Source organism: Streptomyces sp. UW30, from assembly GCF_008042075.1.
In the GTDB taxonomy this organism is placed as follows: Bacteria; Actinomycetota; Actinomycetes; order Streptomycetales; family Streptomycetaceae; genus Streptomyces.
The window spans coordinates 205,393-228,419 of sequence record NZ_RDBN01000043.1 but is presented as its reverse complement, the minus strand read 5'-3'; the positions used below and the strand labels follow the sequence as shown (position 1 = coordinate 228,419).

General features: G+C 71.3%; 25 protein-coding genes. 13 read left to right on the top strand and 12 right to left on the bottom strand.

What is annotated here, in order from left to right; genetic code table 11:
• The first annotated feature begins 66 nt into the window (after window positions 1-66).
• Complete coding sequence (locus EAO75_RS31400) at window positions 67-1,023, top strand: AraC family transcriptional regulator (RefSeq protein ID WP_222724002.1); 957 nt, start codon at window positions 67-69, stop codon at window positions 1,021-1,023.
• Between the two features lie 39 nt (window positions 1,024-1,062).
• On the opposite strand, the gene EAO75_RS31395 is transcribed toward EAO75_RS31400, so the two are convergent.
• Together EAO75_RS31395 and EAO75_RS31390 are read right to left on the bottom strand one after the other, a co-directional pair.
• Window positions 1,063-1,983 (bottom strand): RNA polymerase sigma-70 factor, encoded by a 921-nt coding sequence (locus EAO75_RS31395; RefSeq protein WP_147998527.1) that lies wholly within the window; start codon window positions 1,981-1,983, stop codon window positions 1,063-1,065.
• A gap of 124 nt (window positions 1,984-2,107) precedes the next feature.
• Window positions 2,108-2,614 carry a hypothetical protein gene (locus EAO75_RS31390; RefSeq protein ID WP_147998526.1) on the bottom strand — a complete coding sequence of 169 codons (507 nt, stop codon included), beginning with the start codon at window positions 2,612-2,614 and terminating at the stop codon, window positions 2,108-2,110.
• Window positions 2,615-2,903: 289 nt separating this feature from the next.
• On the opposite strand from EAO75_RS31390, the gene EAO75_RS31385 reads away from it, so the two are divergent.
• Window positions 2,904-3,374, top strand: a complete 471-nt coding sequence (locus tag EAO75_RS31385) for a hypothetical protein (protein WP_147998525.1) — start codon at window positions 2,904-2,906, stop codon at window positions 3,372-3,374.
• A 49-nt stretch (window positions 3,375-3,423) separates the two neighbouring features.
• Here the strand turns inward: EAO75_RS31385 and EAO75_RS31380 are convergent, their stop codons facing one another.
• Window positions 3,424-4,398 carry an alpha/beta hydrolase gene (locus EAO75_RS31380; protein ID WP_147998524.1) on the bottom strand — a complete coding sequence of 325 codons (975 nt, stop codon included), beginning with the start codon at window positions 4,396-4,398 and terminating at the stop codon, window positions 3,424-3,426.
• 236 nt (window positions 4,399-4,634) lie between these two features.
• On the opposite strand from EAO75_RS31380, the gene EAO75_RS31375 reads away from it, so the two are divergent.
• Window positions 4,635-5,603 carry a TerC family protein gene (locus EAO75_RS31375; RefSeq protein WP_147998523.1) on the top strand — a complete coding sequence of 323 codons (969 nt, stop codon included), beginning with the start codon at window positions 4,635-4,637 and terminating at the stop codon, window positions 5,601-5,603.
• Here EAO75_RS31375 and EAO75_RS31370 read toward each other — a convergent pair.
• Window positions 5,515-6,777 (bottom strand): MFS transporter, encoded by a 1,263-nt coding sequence (locus EAO75_RS31370; RefSeq protein ID WP_147998522.1) that lies wholly within the window; start codon window positions 6,775-6,777, stop codon window positions 5,515-5,517. The genes EAO75_RS31375 and EAO75_RS31370 overlap by 89 nt on opposite strands.
• Before the next feature lie 56 nt (window positions 6,778-6,833).
• Here EAO75_RS31370 and EAO75_RS31365 point away from each other — a divergent pair, with 56 nt between their 5' ends.
• Entirely contained in the window at window positions 6,834-7,814 is a 981-nt protein-coding gene (locus tag EAO75_RS31365; RefSeq protein ID WP_147998521.1) for an ArsR/SmtB family transcription factor, read from the top strand.
• Between the two features lie 74 nt (window positions 7,815-7,888).
• The gene (locus EAO75_RS31360) at window positions 7,889-8,770 is read left to right on the top strand and encodes an LLM class F420-dependent oxidoreductase (protein ID WP_147998520.1); all 882 of its coding nucleotides are present in this window, start codon (window positions 7,889-7,891) and stop codon (window positions 8,768-8,770) included.
• 10 nt (window positions 8,771-8,780) lie between these two features.
• Here the strand turns inward: EAO75_RS31360 and EAO75_RS31355 are convergent, their stop codons facing one another.
• Window positions 8,781-9,005, bottom strand: a complete 225-nt coding sequence (locus EAO75_RS31355) for a hypothetical protein (protein ID WP_147998519.1) — start codon at window positions 9,003-9,005, stop codon at window positions 8,781-8,783.
• Window positions 9,006-9,121: 116 nt separating this feature from the next.
• Between EAO75_RS31355 and EAO75_RS31350 the strand changes: the two genes are divergently transcribed.
• Window positions 9,122-10,027, top strand: coding sequence for a LysR family transcriptional regulator (locus EAO75_RS31350; RefSeq protein WP_147998690.1), 906 nt, complete (start codon window positions 9,122-9,124; stop codon window positions 10,025-10,027).
• A gap of 58 nt (window positions 10,028-10,085) precedes the next feature.
• Here EAO75_RS31350 and EAO75_RS31345 read toward each other — a convergent pair whose 3' ends face one another.
• Window positions 10,086-10,649 carry an NADPH-dependent FMN reductase gene (locus EAO75_RS31345; protein ID WP_147998518.1) on the bottom strand — a complete coding sequence of 188 codons (564 nt, stop codon included), beginning with the start codon at window positions 10,647-10,649 and terminating at the stop codon, window positions 10,086-10,088.
• Between the two features lie 100 nt (window positions 10,650-10,749).
• Between EAO75_RS31345 and EAO75_RS31340 the strand changes: the two genes are divergently transcribed.
• The 4 genes from EAO75_RS31340 to EAO75_RS31325 all read left to right on the top strand — a co-directional run bounded on the left by EAO75_RS31340 (window position 10,750) and on the right by EAO75_RS31325 (window position 15,244).
• Window positions 10,750-11,424, top strand: coding sequence for a TetR/AcrR family transcriptional regulator (locus tag EAO75_RS31340; RefSeq protein WP_187284649.1), 675 nt, complete (start codon window positions 10,750-10,752; stop codon window positions 11,422-11,424).
• A gap of 91 nt (window positions 11,425-11,515) precedes the next feature.
• Complete coding sequence (locus EAO75_RS31335; RefSeq protein ID WP_147998517.1) at window positions 11,516-12,550, top strand: LacI family DNA-binding transcriptional regulator; 1,035 nt, start codon at window positions 11,516-11,518, stop codon at window positions 12,548-12,550.
• 49 nt (window positions 12,551-12,599) lie between these two features.
• Window positions 12,600-13,778: a 4-hydroxybenzoate 3-monooxygenase gene (locus EAO75_RS31330; protein WP_147998516.1), complete on the top strand. Its 1,179-nt coding sequence runs from the start codon at window positions 12,600-12,602 to the stop codon at window positions 13,776-13,778.
• A 29-nt stretch (window positions 13,779-13,807) separates the two neighbouring features.
• Window positions 13,808-15,244 (top strand): benzaldehyde dehydrogenase, encoded by a 1,437-nt coding sequence (locus EAO75_RS31325; protein ID WP_147998515.1) that lies wholly within the window; start codon window positions 13,808-13,810, stop codon window positions 15,242-15,244.
• 35 nt (window positions 15,245-15,279) lie between these two features.
• On the opposite strand, the gene trxA is transcribed toward EAO75_RS31325, so the two are convergent.
• Window positions 15,280-15,666: a thioredoxin gene (gene trxA, locus EAO75_RS31320; RefSeq protein ID WP_147998514.1), complete on the bottom strand. Its 387-nt coding sequence runs from the start codon at window positions 15,664-15,666 to the stop codon at window positions 15,280-15,282.
• A 122-nt stretch (window positions 15,667-15,788) separates the two neighbouring features.
• Between trxA and EAO75_RS31315 the strand changes: the two genes are divergently transcribed.
• Window positions 15,789-17,216, top strand: coding sequence for a dihydrolipoyl dehydrogenase family protein (locus EAO75_RS31315; RefSeq protein WP_147998513.1), 1,428 nt, complete (start codon window positions 15,789-15,791; stop codon window positions 17,214-17,216).
• A gap of 21 nt (window positions 17,217-17,237) precedes the next feature.
• Here the strand turns inward: EAO75_RS31315 and EAO75_RS31310 are convergent, their stop codons facing one another.
• Window positions 17,238-17,885, bottom strand: coding sequence for a peptide deformylase (locus EAO75_RS31310; protein WP_147998512.1), 648 nt, complete (start codon window positions 17,883-17,885; stop codon window positions 17,238-17,240).
• Window positions 17,886-18,029: 144 nt separating this feature from the next.
• On the opposite strand from EAO75_RS31310, the gene EAO75_RS31305 reads away from it, so the two are divergent.
• Window positions 18,030-19,430 carry a PepSY-associated TM helix domain-containing protein gene (locus EAO75_RS31305; protein ID WP_147998511.1) on the top strand — a complete coding sequence of 467 codons (1,401 nt, stop codon included), beginning with the start codon at window positions 18,030-18,032 and terminating at the stop codon, window positions 19,428-19,430.
• An 80-nt stretch (window positions 19,431-19,510) separates the two neighbouring features.
• Here the strand turns inward: EAO75_RS31305 and EAO75_RS31300 are convergent, their stop codons facing one another.
• The 3 genes from EAO75_RS31300 to EAO75_RS31290 are packed head-to-tail and all read right to left on the bottom strand — an operon-like array spanning window position 19,511 to window position 20,851.
• Window positions 19,511-19,858 carry a tetratricopeptide repeat protein gene (locus EAO75_RS31300; RefSeq protein WP_147998688.1) on the bottom strand — a complete coding sequence of 116 codons (348 nt, stop codon included), beginning with the start codon at window positions 19,856-19,858 and terminating at the stop codon, window positions 19,511-19,513.
• A gap of 49 nt (window positions 19,859-19,907) precedes the next feature.
• The gene (locus tag EAO75_RS31295) at window positions 19,908-20,363 is read right to left on the bottom strand and encodes a MarR family winged helix-turn-helix transcriptional regulator (RefSeq protein WP_147998510.1); all 456 of its coding nucleotides are present in this window, start codon (window positions 20,361-20,363) and stop codon (window positions 19,908-19,910) included.
• The gene (locus EAO75_RS31290; RefSeq protein ID WP_147998509.1) at window positions 20,360-20,851 is read right to left on the bottom strand and encodes a MarR family winged helix-turn-helix transcriptional regulator; all 492 of its coding nucleotides are present in this window, start codon (window positions 20,849-20,851) and stop codon (window positions 20,360-20,362) included. The genes EAO75_RS31295 and EAO75_RS31290 overlap by 4 nt, the downstream gene beginning before the upstream one ends.
• Window positions 20,852-20,964: 113 nt before the next feature.
• On the opposite strand from EAO75_RS31290, the gene EAO75_RS31285 reads away from it, so the two are divergent.
• Window positions 20,965-21,930 carry a pirin family protein gene (locus EAO75_RS31285; RefSeq protein WP_147998508.1) on the top strand — a complete coding sequence of 322 codons (966 nt, stop codon included), beginning with the start codon at window positions 20,965-20,967 and terminating at the stop codon, window positions 21,928-21,930.
• A 234-nt stretch (window positions 21,931-22,164) separates the two neighbouring features.
• On the opposite strand, the gene EAO75_RS31280 is transcribed toward EAO75_RS31285, so the two are convergent.
• A complete protein-coding gene (locus EAO75_RS31280) occupies window positions 22,165-22,887 on the bottom strand; it encodes a DedA family protein (protein ID WP_147998507.1) in 723 nt (240 codons plus the stop codon).
• Between the last annotated feature and the right edge of the window lie 140 nt (window positions 22,888-23,027).

Sequence of the window (23,027 nt, the reverse complement as noted above, 5' to 3'; positions counted from 1 at the left end):
GCCCGCGGCCTCCCCTTCATCCTGGGCGGCGCCTGCCCGGCGAGCGAGGTAGCATCTGGAACCATCATGGTCAGAAGTGGACAGGCTGCTGACGGGTCCGCGCTCGCGACGGTGGGCTACAACAACCCCGCCCGGCCTCAGCTGGGCGTGGAAACCCTCACGCACAGCGAGCTGACGAGCCGACTGTCCCTGGAGGAGTTGAGCAGGCCGCACCGGCCGGACTTCCACCAGCTGACCCTGGTGACCGGCGGCCGGGGAGTCGCCATGGTCGATTTCGTCGAGTACCCGTGCGCGGCCGGGACGCTGCTGCACGTCCGGCCGGGGCAGGTCCAGCGCATCCCGCGACCCCTGCCCGACGGGTCCGACAGACGCGGCGCCCCCGACAGTTCCGGCGTCCTCGAAGCAGCCGTCGTTCTGTTCACGGGCGCGTTCCCGTCCCACCTGGAGCGGATCGCCCCGCTGCTCGGCCACCCGCTCGGGCCGGCCGCCCGGACCGTTCCCGAGGGCGAACGCACCGGTATCTCCCACGCGTTGGACGAACTGGCCCTGGAGTACCGACGCGCCGTCGAGGAGGCGGAGGCCGCCGGCCCGACCATCGACCTGCTACGGCAACTCCTCGGCGCGCTGCTGCTGCGCATCGCCCGGCTGCCCGGCCCCGACGGACCGGACGAGGGCGACACGGGCGGTACCGGCGGTGCCGGTGACGACGCCTACCGCCGCTTCCTGCACGAGCTGGAACGCTCTTTCACGGACACTCGCAATACCGCCGACTACGCCGCCCGCATCGGCTACTCCCCGCGCACCCTGAACCGCCTCTGCCAGGCCGCGACCGGTCGCACCGCAAAGACCCTCATCGACGCACGTGTCGTCCTGGAGGCCAAGCGGCTCCTCGCCCACACGACCCTGCCGGTGGCAGCCATCGGCCGCCGCCTCGGCTTCACCGAACCGACCAACTTCGGCAAGTTCTTCACCCGCGAGACCGGCGGCACACCGGGGGCCTTCCGCACGCGGGAACGGGGCTGAGCAAGGGCGTCCCGGCGTCCGGGGTCGGCCTCTTGCTCCTCAGACGGCGAGTGCCCTGGTGTTGCGCAGGCCCGAGTCGACGAACGCGGCGATCTTGCTCGGATTGAACACCCACATCAGCTGGTGAACGCCCTCGCGCGAGGCCGCCATCGTCATGAACGTCGAAGGTCGGCCGTCCCGGTAGAGCAGCACGCCGCCGCGTCCGTTGGCCTCGACGTGGCGGACCTCCACCCCGACCCAGAACCGTCGAGTGGCGGTCGCCAGGTTCGCCACCCGCGCACGGCCCAGTACGGGGACGCGAGCGGCGCCCCGGATGCCGTTGCCGTCGGACAGGCTCACGGCATCAGGCGTGAGGACGGCCTCCAGCGAGGCGACATCTCCGTTCCGCGCCGCCGAGACGAAGGCATCGAGCAGCTGTCGATGGGCCACCGCGTCCACCGTCTCGCGCTGGTCGGCCTCAAGATGCTTGCGGGCCCGGCTCACGATCTTGCGTACGTTGACGATGCTGAGCCCGAGCATTTCCGCGATGTCGGAGTAGGCGTAGTCGAACGCCTCCCTCAGAACATAGGCGGCCCGTTCCGTGGGATTCAGTTTCTCCAGTACGAGGAGGAGAGCGAATTCCAGGGCTTCGGCCCGTTCGGCGCCCACCTGGGGATCGTGGCTCGTGTCGACGGGCTCGGGAAGCCAGGGGCCGATATACGTCTCGCGGCGGACGCGGGCCGACTGAGCGACGTTGATGGCCAGCCGGGTGGTGGTGCTCGACAGAAAGGCCGCCGGGCTGATCACCACGGAGCGGTCGGTCTTCTGCCACCGCATCCAGGCCTCCTGCACCACGTCCTCGGCCTCGGCCGCGCTTCCCAGCACGCGATAGGCGATACCGAAGAGCCGCGGGCGGAGTTCCACGAAGACGGAAACGGCGTCGTCCAGGTCGCTTTCCGTGGGGGACGTCTTGAGATGCATGATCCTGCGGTCTCCGTTCCTCCGGGTACCCGTGCCCGGTGGCGGTCCTTGAGCTTCGCGGCTCTTCCCGACGCGTCTGCTTCACTGACCGGACGGCTCCCCGTTCTGTGACAGGCCTGCCGTGTCAGAGAAGACCGCAGGTGTGGTTCCAGGTGCGCAGCTTGTCGGGGTTGACGGTGACCCAGACCTGCACGACCTGTGGCCCGGCGACATCAAGGCTGATCACGGCGGCGACCTGACGTCCGTACTGCACCATCAGCCCGGTCCGCCCGTTGACAGCGTGTGTGTCCAGAGTGGTCCGCGGGTGCCGCGCCAGCAACGTCAACAGACTCCGCGCCACCTGCGCACCCCCGTGCACCGGCTTGACCAGCGCACGCACCTTCCCGCCGCCGTCGAAGAAAGCCGTCGCATCCACCGCGAGCAACGACGCCAGCACCCCTTCGTCCTCACTCACGCACGCCGCACGCACCGCCCCCACCACCGCGTCGTGCTCCGCCACCGACGTCGGCAGCCCGCGCCGCGCCCGCAGACTCTGCCGCGCCCGGTCCGCCGGCTCCACGCACTGTGGCTCGCTCTGCCGGACGATGTCCGCGACCGCCCCCGGCGCCAAGGCGAACACATCGTTCAGCACGAACGCGGCCCGCTCCGCCGGAGGCAATGAATCCAACGCCTCCAGCAACACCCCGCTGACTCCAACATCCCGCCGTGAGCGACCGACCGCACCTCACGCAGGTCGGCGACGGACAACGCGGCTGATCACACAGCGCCCTCCTCCCGATCGACGAGGGTCGCGACGCACGGGTGAGAAACGGGCCGATGTCACAGGATCCGGGCCTGTTCGGTCTCACCTGACAAGCGGGCGCATCACGAAATCGATGTGGCAGTTGTCCTGTGAAGCTGCGCGCGAGGGAGGTCGGGCTGTGGCGGGCGCGGACGATGCGGTGTCGTTGGTGGAGTTGCTGGATGAGCGACGGCATCTGGTGGACGTGGCGTTCTGGATGTTGGGCCGTGAGCGTGAGGCCGAGCGCGTGATCGACGAGGCGTATCGGCAGTGGTTCGGGCTGTCGGATGCCGAACGGGCCCGCATCGTGGACCCGCGGTCGTGGCTGGCGCGGGTGGTGGGGGGTATCTGTCTGTCCCGGTTGGCGTCGCCCGGTCGGGACAGGGCCTGCGTGACGTCGGACGCGGGCGATGCGGTGGGGCGGGGGGTGCTCGCGGAAGAGGTCAGCGGGGTGTTGCTGGAGGCGTTGGATTCATTGCCTCCGGCGGAGCGGGCCGCGTTCGTGCAGGCCTTTCTCGCGGCGGCCGAGTACGGGGACCTCGCGCATCTGGAAGCGGCCCTCGTGACGGGCGTGGGCTGCGAGTCGATGCCGCACGGGGCGAGCGCGTAGACCGTACGGCCGCTTACGACCATGACCCGAATTCATGAACACCCCACCGTCACCGGCTCAACAGCCGCCTCAGCCAAGCCAGATGCGCCGCCCGGCACGCCTGTGACACCACCGCCTGCGGAGCAAAGCCGTCGAAGCCGTGGAAGCCCCCGGGCCACACATGCAGTTCGGCCACACCGCCCGCCTGCCAGATCCGCGAGGCGTAGTCGACGACCTCGTCGCGGAAGGTCTCCGCGGACCCCACGTCCAGGAAGGCCGGCGGCAGCCCGGAGAGGTCCTCGGCGCGGGCCGGCGCCGCGTAGGCGGACACGTCGGGGCCACCGCGCCGCGCGCCGAGCAGCGCCGTCCAGCCGGTCTCGTTCGCCGTACGGTCCCAGACACCGAGGCCCGCCATCTGATGGACGGAAGGGCTGTCGTTGCGGTCGTCCAGCATCGGGCACATCAGCATCTGACCGATCAGCTCCGGACCCCCACGGTCCCGGGCGAGCAGCGCCAGCGCCGCGGACAGCCCGCCACCCGCGCTGGCACCGGCGACGACGACGCGCCGCGGATCACCACCGAACTCCGCCGCGTGTCCCGCCGTCCACTCCAGACCGGCGTACACGTCCTCGATCGGCGCCGGGTGCGGATGCTCGGGCGCCAGCCGGTACTCCACCGACACCACGACCGCGTCCAACTCCTTCGCCCAGGCCAGCGGAGCGTCGACACCGACACGGTTGGTGCCGATGATCATTCCGCCGCCGTGGACGTGGTAGATCACGGGCCGCGGGCCCGTGTCGGCCGGAGCGGCGGGCCGGCAGATCAGCAGCGAAATCTCCGGCGCGCCCTCGGGGCCCGGCACCGCACGGTCCTCGACCTCGAAGTAGCCGTCCAGAGTCAGGTCCAGGTCGGCCAGCATCTGTATCCCCGCACCCTGGCGGACCTCGGCTATGTCGTCCATCGTGAGGCCGGGTGAGATCACGTCCTTGATGAGCTCCAGCGCGGCGGCGAGCTCGGGATCGAACGGGGGCGGGGCCTGGGTCATGGCAACTCCTCACACAGGGGGCACACATGTGCCTCGCGGCTCTGCCGTCAGCATCCGCGCACCGGCCCCGGACACGGGGCCGCCGGACGGCGGAAGCTGCCCGCCGTCCGGCGGGTGGCACACCCGTGACCTGGACCTTGCCAGGAGATGACCCGCTGTTCACCGCCCCTGGGTGGAAGCGGTCGCCGGGTGGCAACGACGCTGGCAAGGCCCCACCTGCACCGGGAGTAGCACCTGTGAACGTTTCCCCCACCCTCTGGCTGCTGACCGTCGTCGCCCTGTGCGCGCTCGTCGCCGTGGACTTCTTCATCGGTCGCAAACCTCACGACGTTTCCATCCGGGAAGCCGGCACTTGGACGATCGTGTGGATCGTACTGGCCTGCCTGTTCGGCCTCGGGCTGTCCGCGTACGGCGGTGCCGGGCCCACCGGCGAGTTCTTCGCCGGGTACATCACCGAGAAGTCGCTCAGCGTCGACAACCTCTTCGTGTTCGTCCTGATCATGGCCAAGTTCGCGGTGCCGTCCCAGTACCAGCAGCGCGTCCTGATGGTCGGCGTGATCGTGGCGCTCGTGCTGCGTGCCGGCTTCATCGCGGCCGGCGCGGCGATCATCTCCGCGTTCTCGTGGGTGTTCTACCTCTTCGGCGCCTTCCTGATCTGGACCGGCTGGAAGCTGATCCAGGACGCCCGCAAGGAGGAACACGAGGAGGAGTACCAGGAGAACAAGCTGCTGAGGATGGTGGAGAACCGCTTCGGCGTGGCCGACCGCTACCACGGCACCAAGCTGTGGATCGAGCAGAACGGCAAGCGTGTCATGACCCCGATGCTGGTCGTGATGCTCGCGATCGGTTCCACCGACGTCCTGTTCGCGCTCGACTCCATCCCCGCCATCTACGGGCTGACGCAGGACCCGTACATCGTGTTCACGGCCAACGCGTTCGCGCTGATGGGGCTCAGGCAGCTGTACTTCCTCATCGGCGGTCTGCTGAAGAAGCTGGTCCACCTCAGCTACGGCCTGTCGATCATCCTCGGCTTCATCGGCGTGAAGCTGGTGCTGCATGCCCTGCACGAGTCCGGGGTCCACGTCCCCGAGATCGGCATCCCCTTCTCGCTCGGCTTCATCGTGCTCGTCCTGGCGGTGACGACGGTGACCAGCCTGCGTGCTTCGAGGCAGCAGCAGGAACGGGCATCTGCCGAATCCGTGTGAGCCGATGCAGTAGATGGCGTCCGAGCGCCACCGCGGTCAGCCCCGCGACCAGCACGCACACGCCGGGCCACCCGAAGCGGCCGTAGGCGCGGGCGCCCAGCCAGGAGCCCACGGTGCCGCCGAGGTAGGCGCACGTCATGTAGGCGGTGTTGAGCCGGCTGCGGGCGTCGGCGCCGAGGCCGTAGATCCGCACCTGGTTGGCCACCATGCCGGACTGCATGCCGACGTCGAGCAGCAGTGTGCCGACGACCAGCGCCGTCAGCCCGGGCACGCCTCCCAGGCCGCCGAAGGCAAGGACCGGTGCCGACGCGCCGACCACGAGAAAGCACACGAGGTTGACGCGGTCCGGGCCACGGCTGTCCACCAGCCGCCCCGCGACCGGCGTGCACAGCATCGTCGCCGCGTTGACCAGGGCCAGCAGCCCGGCCGCCGTCGCATCCAGGCCGTACACCGGGCCCGTGAGCAGCAGTGCCACGCCGGTCCAGACCGCCGAGAACCCGGCGAACACCGTGGCCTGGTACAGGCACGAGCGGCGCAGCTCGGGCTCGGTGCACAGCAGACGCAGGGGCGCGGCGAGCAGCGCCGGGTAGGACGCCGCGGTGGACGCGGGCAGCGCCGGCAGCATGCGGGCCAGCAGGGCGGCGACCGCGAGGGAGAGCGCGGCGGCGACGACGTACGGCGCCCGCCAGCCCAGCCAGTCGCCGAGCGCGCCGCCGAGCGCGCGGGACACCAGCATGCCGGCGAGGGCGCCGCTCAGCAGGGTGCCGCTGACCACGCCCCGCCGCTCGGCGGGCACCAGGCCGGCCGCCAGCGGGCCGGCGAGCGGGGCGATCACCGTCGCCGTGCCGACGAGGACGCTCGCGGCGACGAGCGGCAACAGCCCCTGGGCGGTGCTCGCGGCGAGCAGGCCCAGGCCGGTCAGGGCGAGCAGGGTGACGAACAGCGGGCGGGGCCGCAGCCGGTCGCCGAGCGGCACGAGCAGGAAGATGCCGGCCGCGTAGCCGAACTGGGTCGCGGTCACCACCGTGGCGGCCGCGTCGGGGGAGACGCCGAGGCCGGAAGCCACCAACGGGCCGATCGCCTGCGGGAAGTAGACATTGCCCACGGCGACTGAGCACGCGAAGGCGAGCAGCGCGATCGCGGAGGTAGTCTGCCGGTGGTTGTGATCCGTCATGTGCCGAAGTCCACGCCGGTGACGGCCGGTTGCCAAAGGATGTAGCCCGGGGCTTAATGATCAGCTTCCTGCTCGACGTCGACGACCTCGCGGACACCCGGTTCGCGATCTCGCCGCTGCGCGAGGTCATGGGCAGTCTGCGGGCCCTGCGCGCCCCCGCCCTCTTCCCCCTGCACTCCCCGTGGCGCCGCTCGGTGCTCGACCGGCTCGAAGTGGCCGACGCCCGGCTGCTGCGGGCCCTGGTCGGGCAGACCCTCGTCCTGCCCGACTTCCTCACCCCGCGCCCGACGACCTTCGCGCCCACGCTGGAGGACCAGCTCGCCGTCGTACGGGCGACGCCACCCGCACTCGTACGCCGCGACCTGCTCGCCACCCACACCCCGCACCCCCTCCCCGAAGCCCTGCGGCAGATCACCGCACCCGGCGACGGGCCGGTGGCAGAGCTGCTGGAGGAGTTGTCCGAACTGCTGCTGCGGTACTGGGAGTTGGCCATACGTCCGGACTGGCCGCGGATGCGGCTCGTGCTGGAGGCCGACATCACCCACCGTGCCCGGCAGCTGGCCACGGGCGGCGCCCAGCTCCTCTTCGCCGACCTGCACCGCAACGTGCGCTGGCGCGACGGTGTCCTGCGCGTCGAGCAGATGATCGGCCGGCACGAGGTGGACGGATCCGGGCGCGGACTGCGCCTGCTGCCGTCCCTGTTCGCCCACAAACCCGCGCCCCCGGTCAGCGCCGACGAACCCCCGATGCTCGTCTATCCCGGCCGGGGCGCCGCGACCCTGTGGGAACCGCCGCCCGAGCCCGACACCTCCGCGCTCACCGCGCTGCTCGGTGCACCTCGCACCACGGTCCTTCGGCTGCTCGCCGAACCGCTGCCCACGGTCGAGTTGGCCCGCCGCCTCGGTGTGACGCCGAGCGCGGTCTCCCAGCACCTGAAGGTGCTGCACGCCACGGGACTGGTCACCCGGACCCGCGACGGCAGGCGCGTGCTGTACCGGCGCACGGGGCTCGGGGACCAGCTTTCCGAACGGGCTTGACTTCGAGAGCGCTCGAAGTTCTAGCGTCGTCAGGGACAGGGCACGGTCAGGGTCAGGGCGAACGGAGACAGGACATGCGGGTCGGCGTGCACATCAACCGGTTCGACCATCCCGGAGGGGGTCCCGCGCTCGGCGCCGAACTCGCCGCCGCGGGCGCCGCCGCCGAGGCTGCGGGCGTGAGCTGGCTGTCGGTGATGGACCACTACTTCCAGATGGAGTTCAACGACCGCGCCGAGGACCCCATGCTGGAGGCCTACACGACCCTCGGCTTCCTCGCCGGCCACACCTCGACGGTCCGCCTCGGCGCCCTGGTGACCGGCGTGACCTATCGCCACCCCGGTCTGCTCGCCAAGATCGCCACCACGCTCGACGTGCTGTCCGGCGGCCGGGCCACCCTCGGGATCGGCGCGGCCTGGTACGACCGCGAACACGCCGGGCTCGGCGTGCCGTTCCCACCGGTCGCCGAACGCTTCGAGCGGCTGGAGGAGACCTTGCGGATCTGCCTCCAGATGTGGGACCCGGACACGAACGGCCCGTTCGAGGGCAGGCACTACCGGCTCGCCGAGACCCTCGGCGTCCCGGCGCCGGTCAGCGCCCCGCACCCCGAGATCATGATCGGCGGGGGAGGGGAGAAGAAGACGCTGCGGCTGGTGGCCCGGTACGGCGACGCGTGCAACCTGTTCATCACCTCGCCGGAGGAGGTCAGGCACAAGCTCGACGTGCTGCGCGGCCACTGCGACACCGAGGGGCGCGACTACGACGAGATCCGCAAGACCGTCGTCTACTCGGGCGAGGCCGCAATGACGGGCGACGTCGACGCCTTCACCCGCGAGATCGCGGGCTACACCAAACTCGGCATCGACACGGTGATCCTCGGTCCCCGTACGGGGGAGCCGGCGGCGTTCATCGAGAACTTCGCGGCTCCCGCCGTACAGCGGCTGGCCGGGCTCGACTGAGCGCCGGCGGCTATCGGCAGGGTGTGCTCGACCGGGTGCCGGCGTCGGCGGGGCGGCTGCGGGAGACGATCCGCATCCCGCGGGCGTCGACGACCCGGACCTGCAGCGAACCGCAGCCGCACCGCGTCCACACCGTGCTGCCCGCCGCCGTGGTGTGCCGGGAGATGACCTGGAAGGGCTCGGCGCCGTCGGGCCACCCGCAGTGCGGGCAGAGGGTGCCGGTCGTGCTGGTCATGGTGACTCCTCGCTCCTGGTGTGGCTGATCGACCGTCGCGACACCATCAAGGGTGCGATGCGCCTTCGTACACGTCCAGGTTGACTTTGTGGACCTCACCTTGAAGCGTGGGCTTCATGATTGACCTGCGCCGACTGCACGTACTGAGGGCCGTGGCGCACTACGGCACGGTCACCGCGGCCGCCCGCGCCCTGCACTTCACCCCGTCCGCCGCCTCCCAGCAGATCCGGCAGCTGGCCCGCGATCTGGGCGTCGACCTGCTGGAGCCGCAGGGCCGCGGGGTGCGCCTCACCTCGGCGGCCGAGAGCCTGCTCGCGCACGCGGACGCCATCCAGGCGCGCTGGGAACAGGCCGAGCTCGATCTGCGGGCCGACCACGGCGCGCCGGCGGGGCTGCTGCGGGCCTGCGGTTTCCCCCTGGCCGTCTCGGTGCTGCTCGCGCCCATGGCGTCCCGGCTGCGCACGATCCATCCGCGCCTCAGTGTCCGGATCCAGGAGACGGTGGTGCCGGTCAGCTTCGACCTGCTCTTCGAGGGGGAGAGCGACCTGGCCGTCGTCGAGGCCACGATCTACAACCCGCCCCTCGGCGACAGCCGCTTCGACCAACAGCCGCTCCTGGACGACCCGTTCGACCTCGTCGTCCCCGAGGACCATCCACTCGCCGGGCGGGACGACGTCGGCCTGGCGGAGGCGGCGCGCGAGGAATGGATCGCGCCGGTGCCGGAGAGTCCCTGCCGTCCCCATGTGCTGGCGGCGTGCGGCGAGGCCGGGTTCACCCCGGACATCGTCCACCACGCGATGGACTGGAACGTCATGGCCCACCTCATCGCCCATCGCCTCGGCGTCGCCCTGATCCCCCGTCTCGCCCAGTTGCCCCCGCACCTGCCGATCACCCGGGTCCGCTGCACGGGAAACCCGCACCGCAAGCTCCTGACCTGCACAAGGGGCGGCGGCCACGAACGCCCGGCGGTCGCCGCCGCACTGTCGGAACTGCGCGAACTGGCACCCAAGGCGGTGGCCTGAGGCGCGAGAAAGGGCCGGAGCACTGAGCTCCGGCCCCTCGGGGTGACCCGTGGTGGGGTCAGGCGGCGACCGCCTCGCCCGCGTGCCCGTGGACGCGCGCGATGACCTCGGTCAGCTGGGCGGCGACCTCGGCGTCGTCGACCGGGTGGGTCTCGGCGAAGCGGGTCACGGAGCCGGGGATGGACAGCTTGACGTCCTCCAGCACCTTGCCGCCGGCGATGCCCACGGCCTTGCGGGCCTCGTCCTGCGCCCATACGCCGCCGTACTGGCCGAAGGCGGTGCCGACCACGGCGACCGGCTTGCCGCCGAAGGCGCCGGCGCCGTACGGGCGCGACAGCCAGTCGATGGCGTTCTTCAGCACGGCCGGGATCGTGCCGTTGTACTCGGGGGAGAAGAACAGGAACGCGTCGGAGGCCTGCGCGGCCTCACGCAGCGTGGCGGCGGCGGCCGGCACGCTGCCCTCCACGTCGATGTCCTCGTTGTAGAAGGGGATGTCGGCCAGGCCCTCGAAGAGCACGACCTCGGCGCCCTCGGGAGCGAGCTTGACGGCCGCCTCGGCCAGCTGACGGTTGTGCGAACCGGCACGAAGGCTGCCGACGAGCGCGAGGATGCGAACAGACATGCGAACTCCAAGGATGCTGAAACATTGCCGTTACGATCCGGACCGGGGTCCGTTTACGTTTCTAGCACCCTAAGCGGACCGCGGTCCAGTTTCATTCCCGATGCTTTACGCTGTCTTCATGTCCGCCGCCCTGCCGCCGTTTGCGAAGCCTGAGGAGCCCTTCGGCACGCCCGAGTTGCTGGAGGTCGGCTCCGCCCCCGACGAGCCCTGCCTGCGCGCCGACGCGGCCCGCAACCGCGCCCGGCTGCTGGAGGCCGCCTCCGAGCTGATCGCCGAGCACGGCGCGGCCGGGGTCACCATGGAGGCGGTGGCCGCGGCAGCCGGGGTGGGCAAGGGGACGGTCTTCCGCCGCTTCGGCGACCGCACCGGCCTGCTGACGGCGCTCCTCGACCACTCCGCGAGGAAGCTCCAGGCCGACTTCCTGAGCGGGCCGGCGCCGCTGGGCCCCGGTTCGCCCCCGGTCGACCGGCTGCGCGCGTTCGGCGTGGCGGTGCTCTACCGCTCAGCCGAGCAGCTGGACCTGCAGCTGGCGGCCCAGCCGGAGCCGACCCGCCGGTTCAGCCACCCCTCGATCAAGGCGCTGCACACCCACGTCATGGTGCTGCTGCGGCAGATCCAGCCCGACGCCGACTGCGACCTCCTCGCCCAGACCCTCATGGCGTACCTCGACCCCGCCCTGGTCCACCACCTGACCATGCAGTGCGGTATGCCCATGGAGCGGCTGGAGGCGGGGTGGATCGACCTGGTGGCCCGGGTGACACGCACACAGGTGTGAACGTTCCGGGGTGCCCCGGAGCACGCCGACCGAGCGGCGGCAGACCCTAAACGGAAGTCCGCACACAGGTTCTGCAAAGATGCCGTACGTCATGGTGCAGATACCGAAAACGCCCGCGCCCGCTTCCCCCGCACAGCGCTCGGTACCCACGAGCGCCGATGTGGCCCGCCTGGCCGGCGTCTCGCGCGCGACCGTCTCCTACGTCCTCAACAACACCAGTGCCGTCCGTATCAGCGAGCCCACCCGCCGCCGCGTCCACGAGGCCGCGAAGGAACTCGGCTACGTCCCGCACGCCGCTGCCCGCAGCCTGCGCGCCGGGCACAGCCGCATGGTCCTGATGCCCGCGCCCAGCTTCCCCATCGGCTCCCTGTACGGCCGGTTCCTCAGCGAGCTCCAGCTGGCCCTCGGCCGCCTCGACTACACCGTCGTCCAGCACGGCAGCGTCGGCCTGCACAGCGACGAGGCCGCCCGCGCCTGGGCCGAACTGCGCCCCGTCGCCGTGCTGGTGTCGGGCTCCGGCCTCGGCCCGAAGGGCGTGACGGTGCTCAAGCGCTCCGGCGCTCGGGCCGTCGTCACCCTCGGCCCCGAGTCCGTCGACGGAGCGCACGCCCTGCTGATGGACTACGAAGCCGTGGGCCACTGTGCGGGCAGCCACCTGTACGAGCGCGGCAGGCGCCGTATCGGCGTCGTCGTGCCCGAGGAGGACGGCCTGGAGTCCTTCTCGGCGCCCCGCCTGGAAGGCGTACGCCGCGCCCTGCACGGCACGGACGCCACTCTCACCGAGCTGCCCCTGGCCTACGACGAGGAGTCCGCGGCCCGCCTCGCCGCCCGCTGGCGCGACCTCGGCCTCGACGCCGTGTTCGCCTACAACGACGAGTACGCGATGCTGCTGACCCGCGCCCTCAAGGACGAGGGCATCCGTGTCCCCGCCGAAACGTCCGTCATCGGTGCCGACGACCTGATGCTCGGACGGCTGCTGCGGCCTAGGCTGAGCACGGTCCATATCGAGCTGCCGTCCGGCCGGGACCTCGCGGAACTGGTCGACCGCGCGGTGCGCAGCCCGGGCGCCGCGCCCGAGACGCACAAGGTGCTGGGGGCCACGGTGGTCCACCGCGAGTCCAGCTGAGGCCTCGCGAGCCCGGCCGACGTACCGTCGAAGCCAGGGAGGCGTGGGAATGCGCACGACGGTCGGCATCATCGGCGGCGGTCCCGCCGGACTGCTCCTCGCCCGGCTGCTGCACCGCGCGGGCGTCGACTGCGTGGTCCTGGAGGCCAGGACGCGGGAGTACGTCGAGCAGCGCCAGCGTGCCGGAATGCTGGAACAGGGCACGGTCGACGCGCTGCGCGAGGCCGGCGCCGCCGAGCGGCTGGTGGCCGAGGGTCTGGTCCACCAGGGCATCGAGCTGCGCTTCGACCGGGAACGCCACCACATCGACTTCCCGGCCCTCACCGGTGGCCGTACGGTGACGATCTACGCGCAGACCGAGATCGTGAAGGACCTCGTCGCGCTGCAACTCGCCGACGGGCCACCGCTGTTGTTCGAGGCGGCGGCGCTCGCCGTCGAGAACCCGCAGGGCGCCACGCCCGTCGTACGGTTCCGGCACGAGGGCCGTGAGCGGACGCTGACCTGCGACTGGATCGCCGGCTGCGACGGCTTCCACGGCATCTCCCGCGATGTCTTCCCGGCCGGGACCGGCCGCTCGTACGCGCACGAGTACCCGTACTCCTGGCTCGGGATCCTGGCCGAAGTCCCGCCGTCCTGCGACGAGTTGATCTACGCGCGCGGTGAGCGCGGCTTCGCCCTGCACAGCATGCGCTCACCGTCCGTCTCCCGGCTCTACCTCCAGGTCCCCAACGGCACCGACGCCGACGACTGGCCCGACGACCGCATCTGGGACGAACTTGCCGCCCGCTTCGCGATCGACGGCGACTGGACCCTCGAACGCGGCCCCATCTCTGCCAAGTCGGTGACGACGATGCGCAGTTACGTCCACGAACCGATGCGCCACGGCCGCCTGCTGCTCGCCGGGGACGCCGCCCACATCGTCCCGCCGACGGGCGCCAAGGGCCTCAACCTCGCGGTGGCGGACGTAAGGGTGCTGGCCCGCGCCTTCATCGAGCTGCATCGCACAGGGAGCACACAACTCCTCGACAGGTACTCGGAGTTGTGCCTGCAGCGGGTGTGGCAGGCCACCCGGTTCTCGGACGACATGACTAGGATGTTGCACGCTCAACCAAACGGGGATGCGTTCGACGACCGGATGCAGCTCGCACGTCTGCGCCGGATCACCGCATCCCGCCACGCCGCCGCCGAACTGGCCGTGAACTACTCGGGACTTCCGCTCCCGCTGTGAGTCCCGCCGGTGACCGAACGGAGAGTCGCATGCCGTTGCTCGACCCCAGCACCTGGCAGTCCCCGTCCCTGTCGGGAGACGAGCACGTCGTCACCGAGCCCGCCACGGGCGACACGCTCGGCACTGTCACCCTGGCCACCGCCGAGGACATCGGCAGGGCCGCCGAGGCCGCCCACGCCGCCCAGGGCGAGTGGGCCCGCGTCCCGCACTTCGTACGCGCCGCCGTGCTGCGCAAGGCCGGCGACCTGTTCACCGAGCACGCCGACGAACTGCGCGAATGGCTCGTCCGCGAGTCCGGCTCCATCCCGGGCAAGGCCGACTTCGAGCTGCACGTCGCCGCTCAGGAGTGCTACGAGGCCGCCGCCCTCGCCTCCCGCCCGGCCGGCCAGGTCCTGCCCAGCGAGGCGCCCCGGCTGTCGTACACGCGCCGGGTGCCCGTGGGCGTCGTCGGCGTGATCCCGCCCTTCAACGCCCCGCTGATCCTCTCGATCCGCTCCGTGGCCCCGGCCCTCGCGCTCGGCAACGCCGTCGTGCTGAAGCCGGACCCGCGCACGGCGGTCTGCGGCGGCCTGTCGCTCGCCGCCGTCTTCGCCGAGGCCGGTCTGCCCGAGGGGCTGCTGCACGTCCTGCCGGGCGGCGCGGAGGCGGGCCAGGCGCTGGTCGCGGACCCGCACGTGCCGGTCATCTCCTTCACCGGGTCCACGGCCGCCGGCCGGGCCGTCGGCGAGGCCGCCGGACGCCATCTCAAGCGCGCGCATCTGGAACTGGGCGGCAACTCCGCCCTGATCGTGCTGGAGGACGCCGACATCGACGCGGTGATCTCCACGGCCGCCTGGGGTTCCTTCTTCCACCAGGGCCAGATCTGCATGACCACCGGCCGCCACCTCGTCCACCAGTCGCTGTACGAGGAGTACGTCGAGCGCCTCGCCGCCAAGGCCGACTCCCTCGCGGTCGGCGACCCGCACCGCGCCGAGGTCCACCTCGGCCCGCTCATCGACGCAGGTCAGCTGGGCAAGGTGCACGGACTGGTGGAGGCGAGCACCTCCCGGGGCGCCAAGCTGGCCGCGGGCGGCACCCACGAGGAGCTCTTCTACCGGCCGACCGTGCTCGCCGGCGTCGACGACGAGACCCCCGCGTACGCCGAGGAGGTCTTCGGACCGGTCGCTCCGGTACGCCCCTTCGCCACGGCCGACGAGGCCGCAGCCCTCGCCGCGGCGAGCTCCTACGGCCTCTCCCTGGGCATCGTCACCCGGGACACCGCCCGCGGGCTCGACCTGGCCGAGCGGATCCCGACCGGGATCGTGCACATCAACGACCAGACCGTGAACGACGAGGCCGTCGCCCCCTTCGGAGGCCTCGCCGCCTCCGGCACCGGAGCCCGGTTCGGAGGCGAGGCCAACCTGGAGGCGTTCACCGAGATCCGCTGGACGACGGTGCGCGGGGATGTGGCGGCGTACCCCTTCTAGATCCGGCGGTCGGGGCCGGATCCGGAATCCGGCCCTTACTGGCCGTCCTGCTCGGCCTGCGCCTGCTGGGTCGCCACGGCCTTGCGGACCTCGTCCATGTCGAGCCCCCGGGCCTGCCCGATGACGTCCGTCAGGGCGGCCTCGGGCAGGGCACCCGGCTGGGCGAACACGGCGACGCGGTCACGGACGATCATCAGCGTCGGGATCGACTGGATACCGAAGGCGGCGGCCAGCTCCGGCTGCGCCTCGGTGTCGACCTTGCCGAACACCAGGTCCGGGTTCTCCTCCGCGGCCTTCTCGTAGACCGGGGCGAACTGACGGCACGGCCCGCACCAGGACGCCCAGAAGTCGATCAGGACGAAATCGTTCTCCGTGACCGTCTCGTCGAAGTTCTCCTTGGTGAGCTCCACGGTGCTGCTCATGGCGTAATTCCCTCTTCCTGGTGTCGGGGGCGAAGCCGTCGGCGACAACACGACCGTACGGTCACGTATTCCGCGCGCGTACCCGTGTGGCCACGTCGCACACCACCCGCAAGACTGACCCCATGACGGAAACGGATTCCATCGCTTACGACGTCGTTGTGCTCGGAGCCGGGCCTGTGGGGGAGAACGTCGCCGACCGCACCCGTGCGGCCGGCCTCTCCACCGCGGTCGTGGAGAGCGAGCTGGTCGGCGGTGAATGCTCGTACTGGGCGTGCATGCCCAGCAAGGCCCTGCTGCGCCCGGTCCTCGCCCAAGCCGACGCCCGCCGACTGCCCGGCCTGAGCCAGGCGGTCCAGGGCCCCCTGGACACGGCCGCTGTCGTCGCCCGGCGCAACGCTTTCACCTCGAACTGGCAGGACGACGGCCAGATCCAGTGGCTGAACGGCATCGATGTCGACTTCTACCGTGGCCACGGCCGCCTCGCCGGACCCCGCACGGTGGAGGTGACCGGCCCCGACGGCGAACGGAAGGTCCTGACGGCCCGGCACGCCGTCGCCGCGTGCACCGGCACCCGAGCCGTCCTGCCCGATCTGCCCGGACTCGCCGAGGTCAAGCCCTGGACCAGCCGCGAGGCCACCAGCGCCCAGGCCGCGCCCGACCGGCTGGTCGTGGTCGGCGGGGGAGTGGTCGCCACCGAGATGGCGACGGCCTGGCAGGGCCTCGGCTCGCAGGTCACGCTCCTCGTCCGCGGCAAGGGCCTGCTGAACCGCATGGAGCCGTTCGCCGGGGAACTGATCGCCGAGGCGCTCACCGAAGCCGGCGCCGATGTCCGCACCGGCACCTCGGTCGAGTCGGTGACCAGGGAGAACGGCACAGTCGTGGTCATCACCGACCAAGGCGAGCGGATCGAGGCCGACGAAATCCTCTTCGCTACCGGGCGCGCCCCGCGCACCGACGACATCGGCCTGGACACGGTCGGCCTGGAACCCGGCTCCTGGCTGCCCGTCGACGACACCCTGCGCGTCACCGGCAGCGAATGGCTGTACGCGGTCGGCGACATCAACCACCGGGCCCTCCTCACCCACCAGGGCAAGTACCAGGCCCGCATCGCGGGCGCGGCGATCGCGGCACGTGCTGCCGGTGAGCCGCTGCTGGACGCCGAGTGGGGTGCCCACGTGGCCACCGCCGACCACGGCGCCGTCCCCCAGGTCGTCTTCGCCGACCCCGAGGCGGCCGCCGTGGGCCTGTCCCTCGCGGAGGCGGAACAGGCAGGCCACCGGGTCCGCGCCGTCGACCACAACCTCGTGGTCGCGGGCTCCTCCCTGTACGGCGACAACTACCGCGGTCGCGCCCGCATGGTCGTCGACCTGGAGCGCGAGATCCTCCTCGGCGTCACCTTCGTCGGCCCCGGCGTCGGCGAGCTCATCCACTCGGCGACGATCGCGGTCGTCGGCCAGGTGCCGATCAGCAGGCTCTGGCACGCGGTGCCGTCGTACCCGACGATCAGCGAGGTGTGGCTGCGGCTGCTGGAGACGTACCGGGACAACTGACGCACGGCGCCGAACGGCCGCTCACTCGGGCAGTGCGAAGCCGAGGGCCCTCGCCGCCCCGTCCGGGGCCGGCTGGGCCCAGTGCTCGGCCATCGCCTGATTCGAGGAGAGCGAGCGCAGTTCGGCCCGGTCCAGGTAGAGCACGCCGTCGAGGTGGTCCGTCTCATGCTGCACGATGCGGGCGGGCCACCCCGAGAACACCTCGTCGACGGCCCGCCCGTGCTCGTCCTCCCCGGTCAGCCGCACCTCGGTGTGCCGGGCCACCACTGCCTGGTAGCCCGGGACGCTCAGACAGCCCTCGAAGAACGCGGCACGCCCGCCCCCGAAGCCTTCGTACGACGGGTTCACCAGCACCCGGAACGGCTGCGGCACCCGTCCGCGCACCAGCCGGATCTCCTCCGGCACCGGGGCCGGATCCTCGATCACCGCGATCCGCAGCGATACGCCCACCTGCGGCGCGGCGACGCCGACGCCCGGCGCCGCGTGCATGGTGATCCGCAGGGCTTCTACGAAGCGGGCCAGCAGCGCGGAGTCCAGCTGGCCGTCGAAGCGCTCGGTGGGACGCCGTAGCACCGGGTCGCCGGCCGCCACGATGGGCAACGGACCCCCGGTGGCCAGGAGTTGCTCGACCTGCTCGGCCAGCGGTGCGCGATGGTTCGGAAGTGCCATCGCGCCAGGATGCCACGGTGCCCGCACGAGGGGCGGACTCCCTTGTGACGTACGTCACTTGAGAGGGCGGGAACTCGACGGCTCGCTTCCCCGACTACTGGACCGCCACAGCACCACACGTCCCCACCTCCGGAGAAGCCGCCGATGTCCACCGCTCCCTCGACCACCACGGCGGAGGCGACACCCCCCGACGCCCCGGCGTCGTCGCCCCGCAGATGGGCACCGCTGCGCCCGCTGATCCTGCGTCTGCACTTCTACGCCGGCGTCCTCGTCGCGCCGTTCCTGCTCGTCGCCGCGGCCACCGGCTTCCTGTACGCCGGGGCGTTCCAGGCCGAGAAGATCGTGTACGGGCACGAGATGTACGTCCCGGTCGGTGACGCGAAGCTGCCGATATCCGAGCAGGTCGCCGCCGCGCGCAAGGCCCACCCCGAGGGCACCGTCTCGGCGGTACGGCCCTCCCCGGCCGACGACGAGTCCACCAGGGTGATGCTGTCGGGGGTCGAGGGCATCGACGCCGACCACGCGCTGGCCGTGTTCGTCGACCCGTACACCGCCGAGGTGCGCGGCGCCCTCGAACAGTACGGCTCGACCGGCGCGCTGCCGCTGCGCACCTGGATCGACGAGTTCCACCGCGATCTGCACCTCGGCGAGTCCGGCCGCCTCTACAGCGAACTCGCCGCCAGCTGGCTGTGGGTGATCGCGGCCGGCGGCCTCGTGCTGTGGTTCTCCCGCCGCCGCGCCCTGCGCAAGGTCCGGGGCACCGGCGGACGCCGCCGTACGCTCGGCCTGCACGGCACCGTCGGCGCCTGGGCCGCCGTCGGCTTCCTGTTCCTCTCGGCGACGGGCCTGACCTGGTCGACGTACGCCGGAGCCAACATCGACGAACTGCGCACCTCGCTGCGCCAGGCGACCCCGTCCATCTCGGCTTCGACGGGCGGTGAGCACGGTGGCCACGGCGGCGCCGCCGGTGCGGGCGGCAGCGGCGAGCACGGCGTCGGCCTCGACAAGGTCCTGGCCGCGGCGCGCGCCGAGGGCCTCGGCGATCCCGTGGAAATCGTGCCGCCCGCCGACGCGTCCTCCGCGTATGTCGTGAAGCAGGTGCAGCGCACCTGGCCGACCAAGGGGGACTCGGTCGCGATCGACCCGACGACCGGCGAGGTCACCGACGTGCTGCGGTTCGCCGACTACCCGGTGCTCGCCAAGTTGACCCGCTGGGGCATCGACGCCCACACCGGTGTCCTGTTCGGCCTGGTCAACCAGATCGCCTTGATGGCGCTCACGCTCGGCCTGATCCTGCTGATCGTGTGGGGTTACCGCATGTGGTGGCAGCGCGGCCGCGGCTCCGCCTTRGGCCGGCCCATCCCGCGCGGCGCCTGGCAGCAGGTGCCGCCGCAGATCCTGGTCCCGCTGGTGGCGGTCGTCGCCGTGATCGGCTACTTCGTGCCGCTGCTCGGCATCTCGCTGGCGGCCTTCATCGTGGTGGACGTGGTGCTCGGCGAGATATCCCATCGCCGGGGGAAGCGCACACCGGCCGACGCGAGCTAGTTCGAACGCACGGCCAGGGGCCCGGTTCCGGAGGGAACCGGGCCCCTGGCATTTCCTCTGTTCCTCTGTCGCTCTGCTGATCAGAGTTGCTCGAAGTCACCCGTCAGCGCGGAGGCGAGGCGGATGTGCGGCTCCGCCTCTACGTCCCGCCCCTGGCGTTGCAGGGTGCGGCCGAGCATCAGCCGGGCGTACTGCTCGACGGGGTCGCGCTCGACGATGACGCGCAACTCGGTCTCCGCACGACGCAGTTGGGCCGAGTGGTAGTAGGCGCGCGCCAGCAGCAGCCGCGGACCCGTCTGCTCCGGCACCTCCTCGACCAGCTTGCCGAGGACGCGCGCGGCGCCCGCGTAGTCCTTGGCGTCGAAGAACAGCTGCGCGCGCTCCCAGCGCTCGGCCGGTGTTCCGTGGTCGTAGTACATCGTCTCCACCATGACCTCCTTCGTCGCGCTCAACGAAGGCCGGTGGTTCAATATTCCACTACTTGTTCGTGCTGGTCATGGCCGCGAACTCGGCGTTGGCGCGCTCGGTGATGAGGCTCAGCACCCGTCCGGCGACGGCCAGGTCCTCCTTCGGGATGCCGGCGTAGACACGGGCGGTGATAGGGGCGGTCGCGGCGGACGTGCTGCTGTACAGCTCGCGTCCGGCGTCCGTGATCCGTACCGCGGACGGCTCCTGAGGGGCCAGCAGCTCCGCCGCGATCAGCTCGTCGACCGTGGAGTGGGCCAGTGCCGGGTCGATCTTCAGCGCGTCGACGACACCGCCGACCAGGGCGTCCCGGTCGACCGGTCCGTCGGCGACGGCGACGAGGCGGAGGGTGACGGACCACTGGAACGTGGCGCCGTGGCGGGCCAGTACGTTCTCCAGCAGCGCGCGGCTCGCGTAGTGGGCCAGGGCTATGACACGGGGGTCGAGCAGGGGAGTGGTGGTGGTCATGACTGCTCCTTCTCGGACTCACTGTCCATGGCGAACGGGTCAAGAGGTGCGTCGAGCAGGGTTGCCAGGTCGCGCGTGAACTCCCGCGTACGCGCGCTGTCCAGCCCGCCGAGCGGCGTCAGCAGCTGTTGCAGGAGACCTTGGACGACCTCGATCGCCTGCCGGGTCCGCTCCCGGCCCTGCTCGGTCAGCGCCAGCTGGACCGCGCGCGGGTCGCGGGGATCCCGGGTGCGTTCGAGGAGTCCGGCGGCCTCCAGGGAGCGCGCCAGCTTGGACACGTACAGCGGTTCGAGCCCGGTGTGGTCGGCGAGGCGCCGCTGGCTGGGGCGCTCGCCGCGGCGCTGCATGCCGTACAGCGACGCCACCAGGGCGTACTGCGCGTGGGTGAGCCCCAATGGGGTGACGGCCCGGTCGACCGCGACCCGCCATTTCGTGGACAGGCGCCACACCAGGAACCCAGGCGAGGCGCTCTCGGAACCCTTGCTCATGCTGCATACAGTACATGGCTACTATATCCATGGCTACTATTTTCTCGAACGCATCGAGCCAGCCCGGGGTTACGGACTGACGAGGCGGCCCCGGCAGGGCTAGGTTGGGCGTCATGAGCAACCTTGATCGCGAGGCGGTGCCCGCCGTCTGCGGCGGCCGCGGCTTCGTCGTGGCGGAGCCCGTACGCGAACTTCTCAGCCCTCGCCGCGTCAAGCTCGGCGAATCCACCGAGGTCCGCCGCCTGCTGCCCAATCTGGGCCGTCGTATGGTCGGCGCCTGGTGCTTCGTCGATCACTACGGTCCCGACGACATCGCCGACGAGTCCGGCATGCAGGTGCCGCCGCACCCGCACATGGGCCTGCAGACGGTGAGCTGGCTGCACGAGGGCGAGGTGCTGCACCGGGACTCGACGGGCAGCCTCCAGACGATCCGCCCGCGCGAGCTGGGCCTGATGACGTCCGGCCGGGCGATCAGCCACTCCGAGGAGAGTCCGAGGCCGCACGCCCGCTTTCTGCACGGCGCACAGCTGTGGGTCGCCCTCCCCGACAGCCACCGCCACACCGACCCGCACTTCGAACACCACGGCGAGCTGCCGATCGTCACGGCACCGGGTGTGCGGGCCACGCTGATCCTGGGCGGCCTCGACGGCGCGACCTCGCCCGGCACGACCTACACCCCGATCGTCGGCGCCGACCTGGCCCTGACGCGCGGCGCCGACGTACGCCTCCCGCTGGAACCGGACTTCGAGTACGCCGTCCTGTCCATGTCCGGCGAGGCCCACGTGGACGGTGTGCCGGTGCTGCCCGGCTCCATGCTCTACCTCGGCTGCGGCCGCACCGAACTCCCGCTGCGCGCGGAGTCGGACGCCGGCCTGATGCTCCTCGGCGGCGAGCCGTTCGAGGAGGAGCTGATCATGTTCTGGAACTGGATCGGACGGTCCCAGGAAGAGATCGTGCAGGCGCGTCAGGACTGGATGGAAGGCTCGCGGTTCGGGGAAGTGAAGGGGTACGACGGGGACCCGCTGCCTGCCCCTGAGCTGCCGGGGGTGGCGTTGAAGCCGCGGGGTAGGGTGCGTTGACCTGTAGGAATGCCTGAAGTCACGCGGTTGACGAGCGGGCGGCGGTCGGGCGCTGCTTCCCGCTTTTGGATCGCTGGCGGGAGCGCGGCAAAGCGGGTGTCGGGAGTGGTTTCGGGTGGCGGACGATTCCACGGTGTGGCTGTCTGTGGGCGGCCGCGGCAGGACGCTTGCTGGCCTGATGCTGACTTTGCTGACGTCTAGTCAGCTGTCGCAAACTGAAATTTGAGAGGGGAGCTATCCCCGCCTGCGCGGGGCACGTGGGGATGGCTCTGTACCGGGCCTGGGGGCGAACCTGTCACGTGCCTGACGCGCCCGGCGTGAGCGGAGCAGTTCGAGGCCGACCGGCACGAGCGAGACGGCGACGATCACGGCGATGATCGGCAGGAGGTAGCGGTCGACGTTGGGTACCGAGGTGCCCAGGCCGTAGCCGGACAGGACCAGGCCGACGGTCCACACCAGGCCACCGAGGATCTGCCACAGGGTGAACGTGCGGGCCGGGACGGCCAGCACGCCGGCCAGCGGGTTCAGTACGGTGCGCACGATCGGCAGGAAGCGGGCCAGGACAATCGCCTTGGCGTGGCCGTATCGGTGGAGGATGTCGGCGGCGCGGTCGGCGCCGTCGCGGACCTTGCGGGACTTCGTCCGGGCCAGGAACGCCGGGCCGGCCTTGCGGCCGAGCAGGTAGCCGGTCTGTGCGCCGGCCAGGGCTCCGGCCGCGGCGGCGACGAGAACCCAGGGCAGAGAGAGACGGCCGGGATGGCCGGCCGGGCTCGCGCAGAGCAGTCCGGCGGTGAACACCAGCGAGTCGCCCGGCAGGAAGAAGCCGACGAGCAGGCCGGTTTCGGCGAAGAGGATGACGGCGATCCCGAGCGTGCCGAAGGCGGCGAGCAGTGACTGCGCATCGAGCAGGTTCACAGCGAGGTGCACCGGCGCTGCGGCGGGGTGCGCGAAGGTCATGGACGAGCCTCTTTCACTGGGCCGATACGGGCATGGGTCAGGCGGGACTCGGACGCTCGAAGGCGCAGGCCGTCGGCGAGCGTCTATTCTGTCTACAGGACAGTAGTCGGTCTACATCACTGTAGACGCTTTGGGGGCGG

What these genes read in the sequence shown, in the direction of transcription:
- EAO75_RS31290 (WP_147998509.1), bottom strand. Translation starts at nt 20,851, where the DNA reads ATGAGCAAGGGTTCCGAGAGCGCCTCGCCTGGGTTCCTGGTGTGGCGC.
- EAO75_RS31330 (WP_147998516.1), top strand. Translation starts at nt 12,600, where the DNA reads ATGCGCACGACGGTCGGCATCATCGGCGGCGGTCCCGCCGGACTGCTC.
- EAO75_RS31315 (WP_147998513.1), top strand. Translation starts at nt 15,789, where the DNA reads ATGACGGAAACGGATTCCATCGCTTACGACGTCGTTGTGCTCGGAGCC.
- EAO75_RS31280 (WP_147998507.1), bottom strand. Translation starts at nt 22,887, where the DNA reads ATGACCTTCGCGCACCCCGCCGCAGCGCCGGTGCACCTCGCTGTGAAC.
- EAO75_RS31395 (WP_147998527.1), bottom strand. Translation starts at nt 1,983, where the DNA reads ATGCATCTCAAGACGTCCCCCACGGAAAGCGACCTGGACGACGCCGTT.
- EAO75_RS31380 (WP_147998524.1), bottom strand. Translation starts at nt 4,398, where the DNA reads ATGACCCAGGCCCCGCCCCCGTTCGATCCCGAGCTCGCCGCCGCGCTG.
- EAO75_RS31340 (WP_187284649.1), top strand. Translation starts at nt 10,750, where the DNA reads ATGCTTTACGCTGTCTTCATGTCCGCCGCCCTGCCGCCGTTTGCGAAG.
- EAO75_RS31365 (WP_147998521.1), top strand. Translation starts at nt 6,834, where the DNA reads ATGATCAGCTTCCTGCTCGACGTCGACGACCTCGCGGACACCCGGTTC.
- EAO75_RS31345 (WP_147998518.1), bottom strand. Translation starts at nt 10,649, where the DNA reads ATGTCTGTTCGCATCCTCGCGCTCGTCGGCAGCCTTCGTGCCGGTTCG.
- EAO75_RS31335 (WP_147998517.1), top strand. Translation starts at nt 11,516, where the DNA reads ATGGTGCAGATACCGAAAACGCCCGCGCCCGCTTCCCCCGCACAGCGC.
- EAO75_RS31360 (WP_147998520.1), top strand. Translation starts at nt 7,889, where the DNA reads ATGCGGGTCGGCGTGCACATCAACCGGTTCGACCATCCCGGAGGGGGT.
- EAO75_RS31310 (WP_147998512.1), bottom strand. Translation starts at nt 17,885, where the DNA reads ATGGCACTTCCGAACCATCGCGCACCGCTGGCCGAGCAGGTCGAGCAA.
- trxA (WP_147998514.1), bottom strand. Translation starts at nt 15,666, where the DNA reads ATGAGCAGCACCGTGGAGCTCACCAAGGAGAACTTCGACGAGACGGTC.
- EAO75_RS31325 (WP_147998515.1), top strand. Translation starts at nt 13,808, where the DNA reads ATGCCGTTGCTCGACCCCAGCACCTGGCAGTCCCCGTCCCTGTCGGGA.
- EAO75_RS31400 (WP_222724002.1), top strand. Translation starts at nt 67, where the DNA reads ATGGTCAGAAGTGGACAGGCTGCTGACGGGTCCGCGCTCGCGACGGTG.
- EAO75_RS31350 (WP_147998690.1), top strand. Translation starts at nt 9,122, where the DNA reads ATGATTGACCTGCGCCGACTGCACGTACTGAGGGCCGTGGCGCACTAC.
- EAO75_RS31370 (WP_147998522.1), bottom strand. Translation starts at nt 6,777, where the DNA reads ATGACGGATCACAACCACCGGCAGACTACCTCCGCGATCGCGCTGCTC.
- EAO75_RS31295 (WP_147998510.1), bottom strand. Translation starts at nt 20,363, where the DNA reads ATGACCACCACCACTCCCCTGCTCGACCCCCGTGTCATAGCCCTGGCC.
- EAO75_RS31355 (WP_147998519.1), bottom strand. Translation starts at nt 9,005, where the DNA reads ATGACCAGCACGACCGGCACCCTCTGCCCGCACTGCGGGTGGCCCGAC.
- EAO75_RS31285 (WP_147998508.1), top strand. Translation starts at nt 20,965, where the DNA reads ATGAGCAACCTTGATCGCGAGGCGGTGCCCGCCGTCTGCGGCGGCCGC.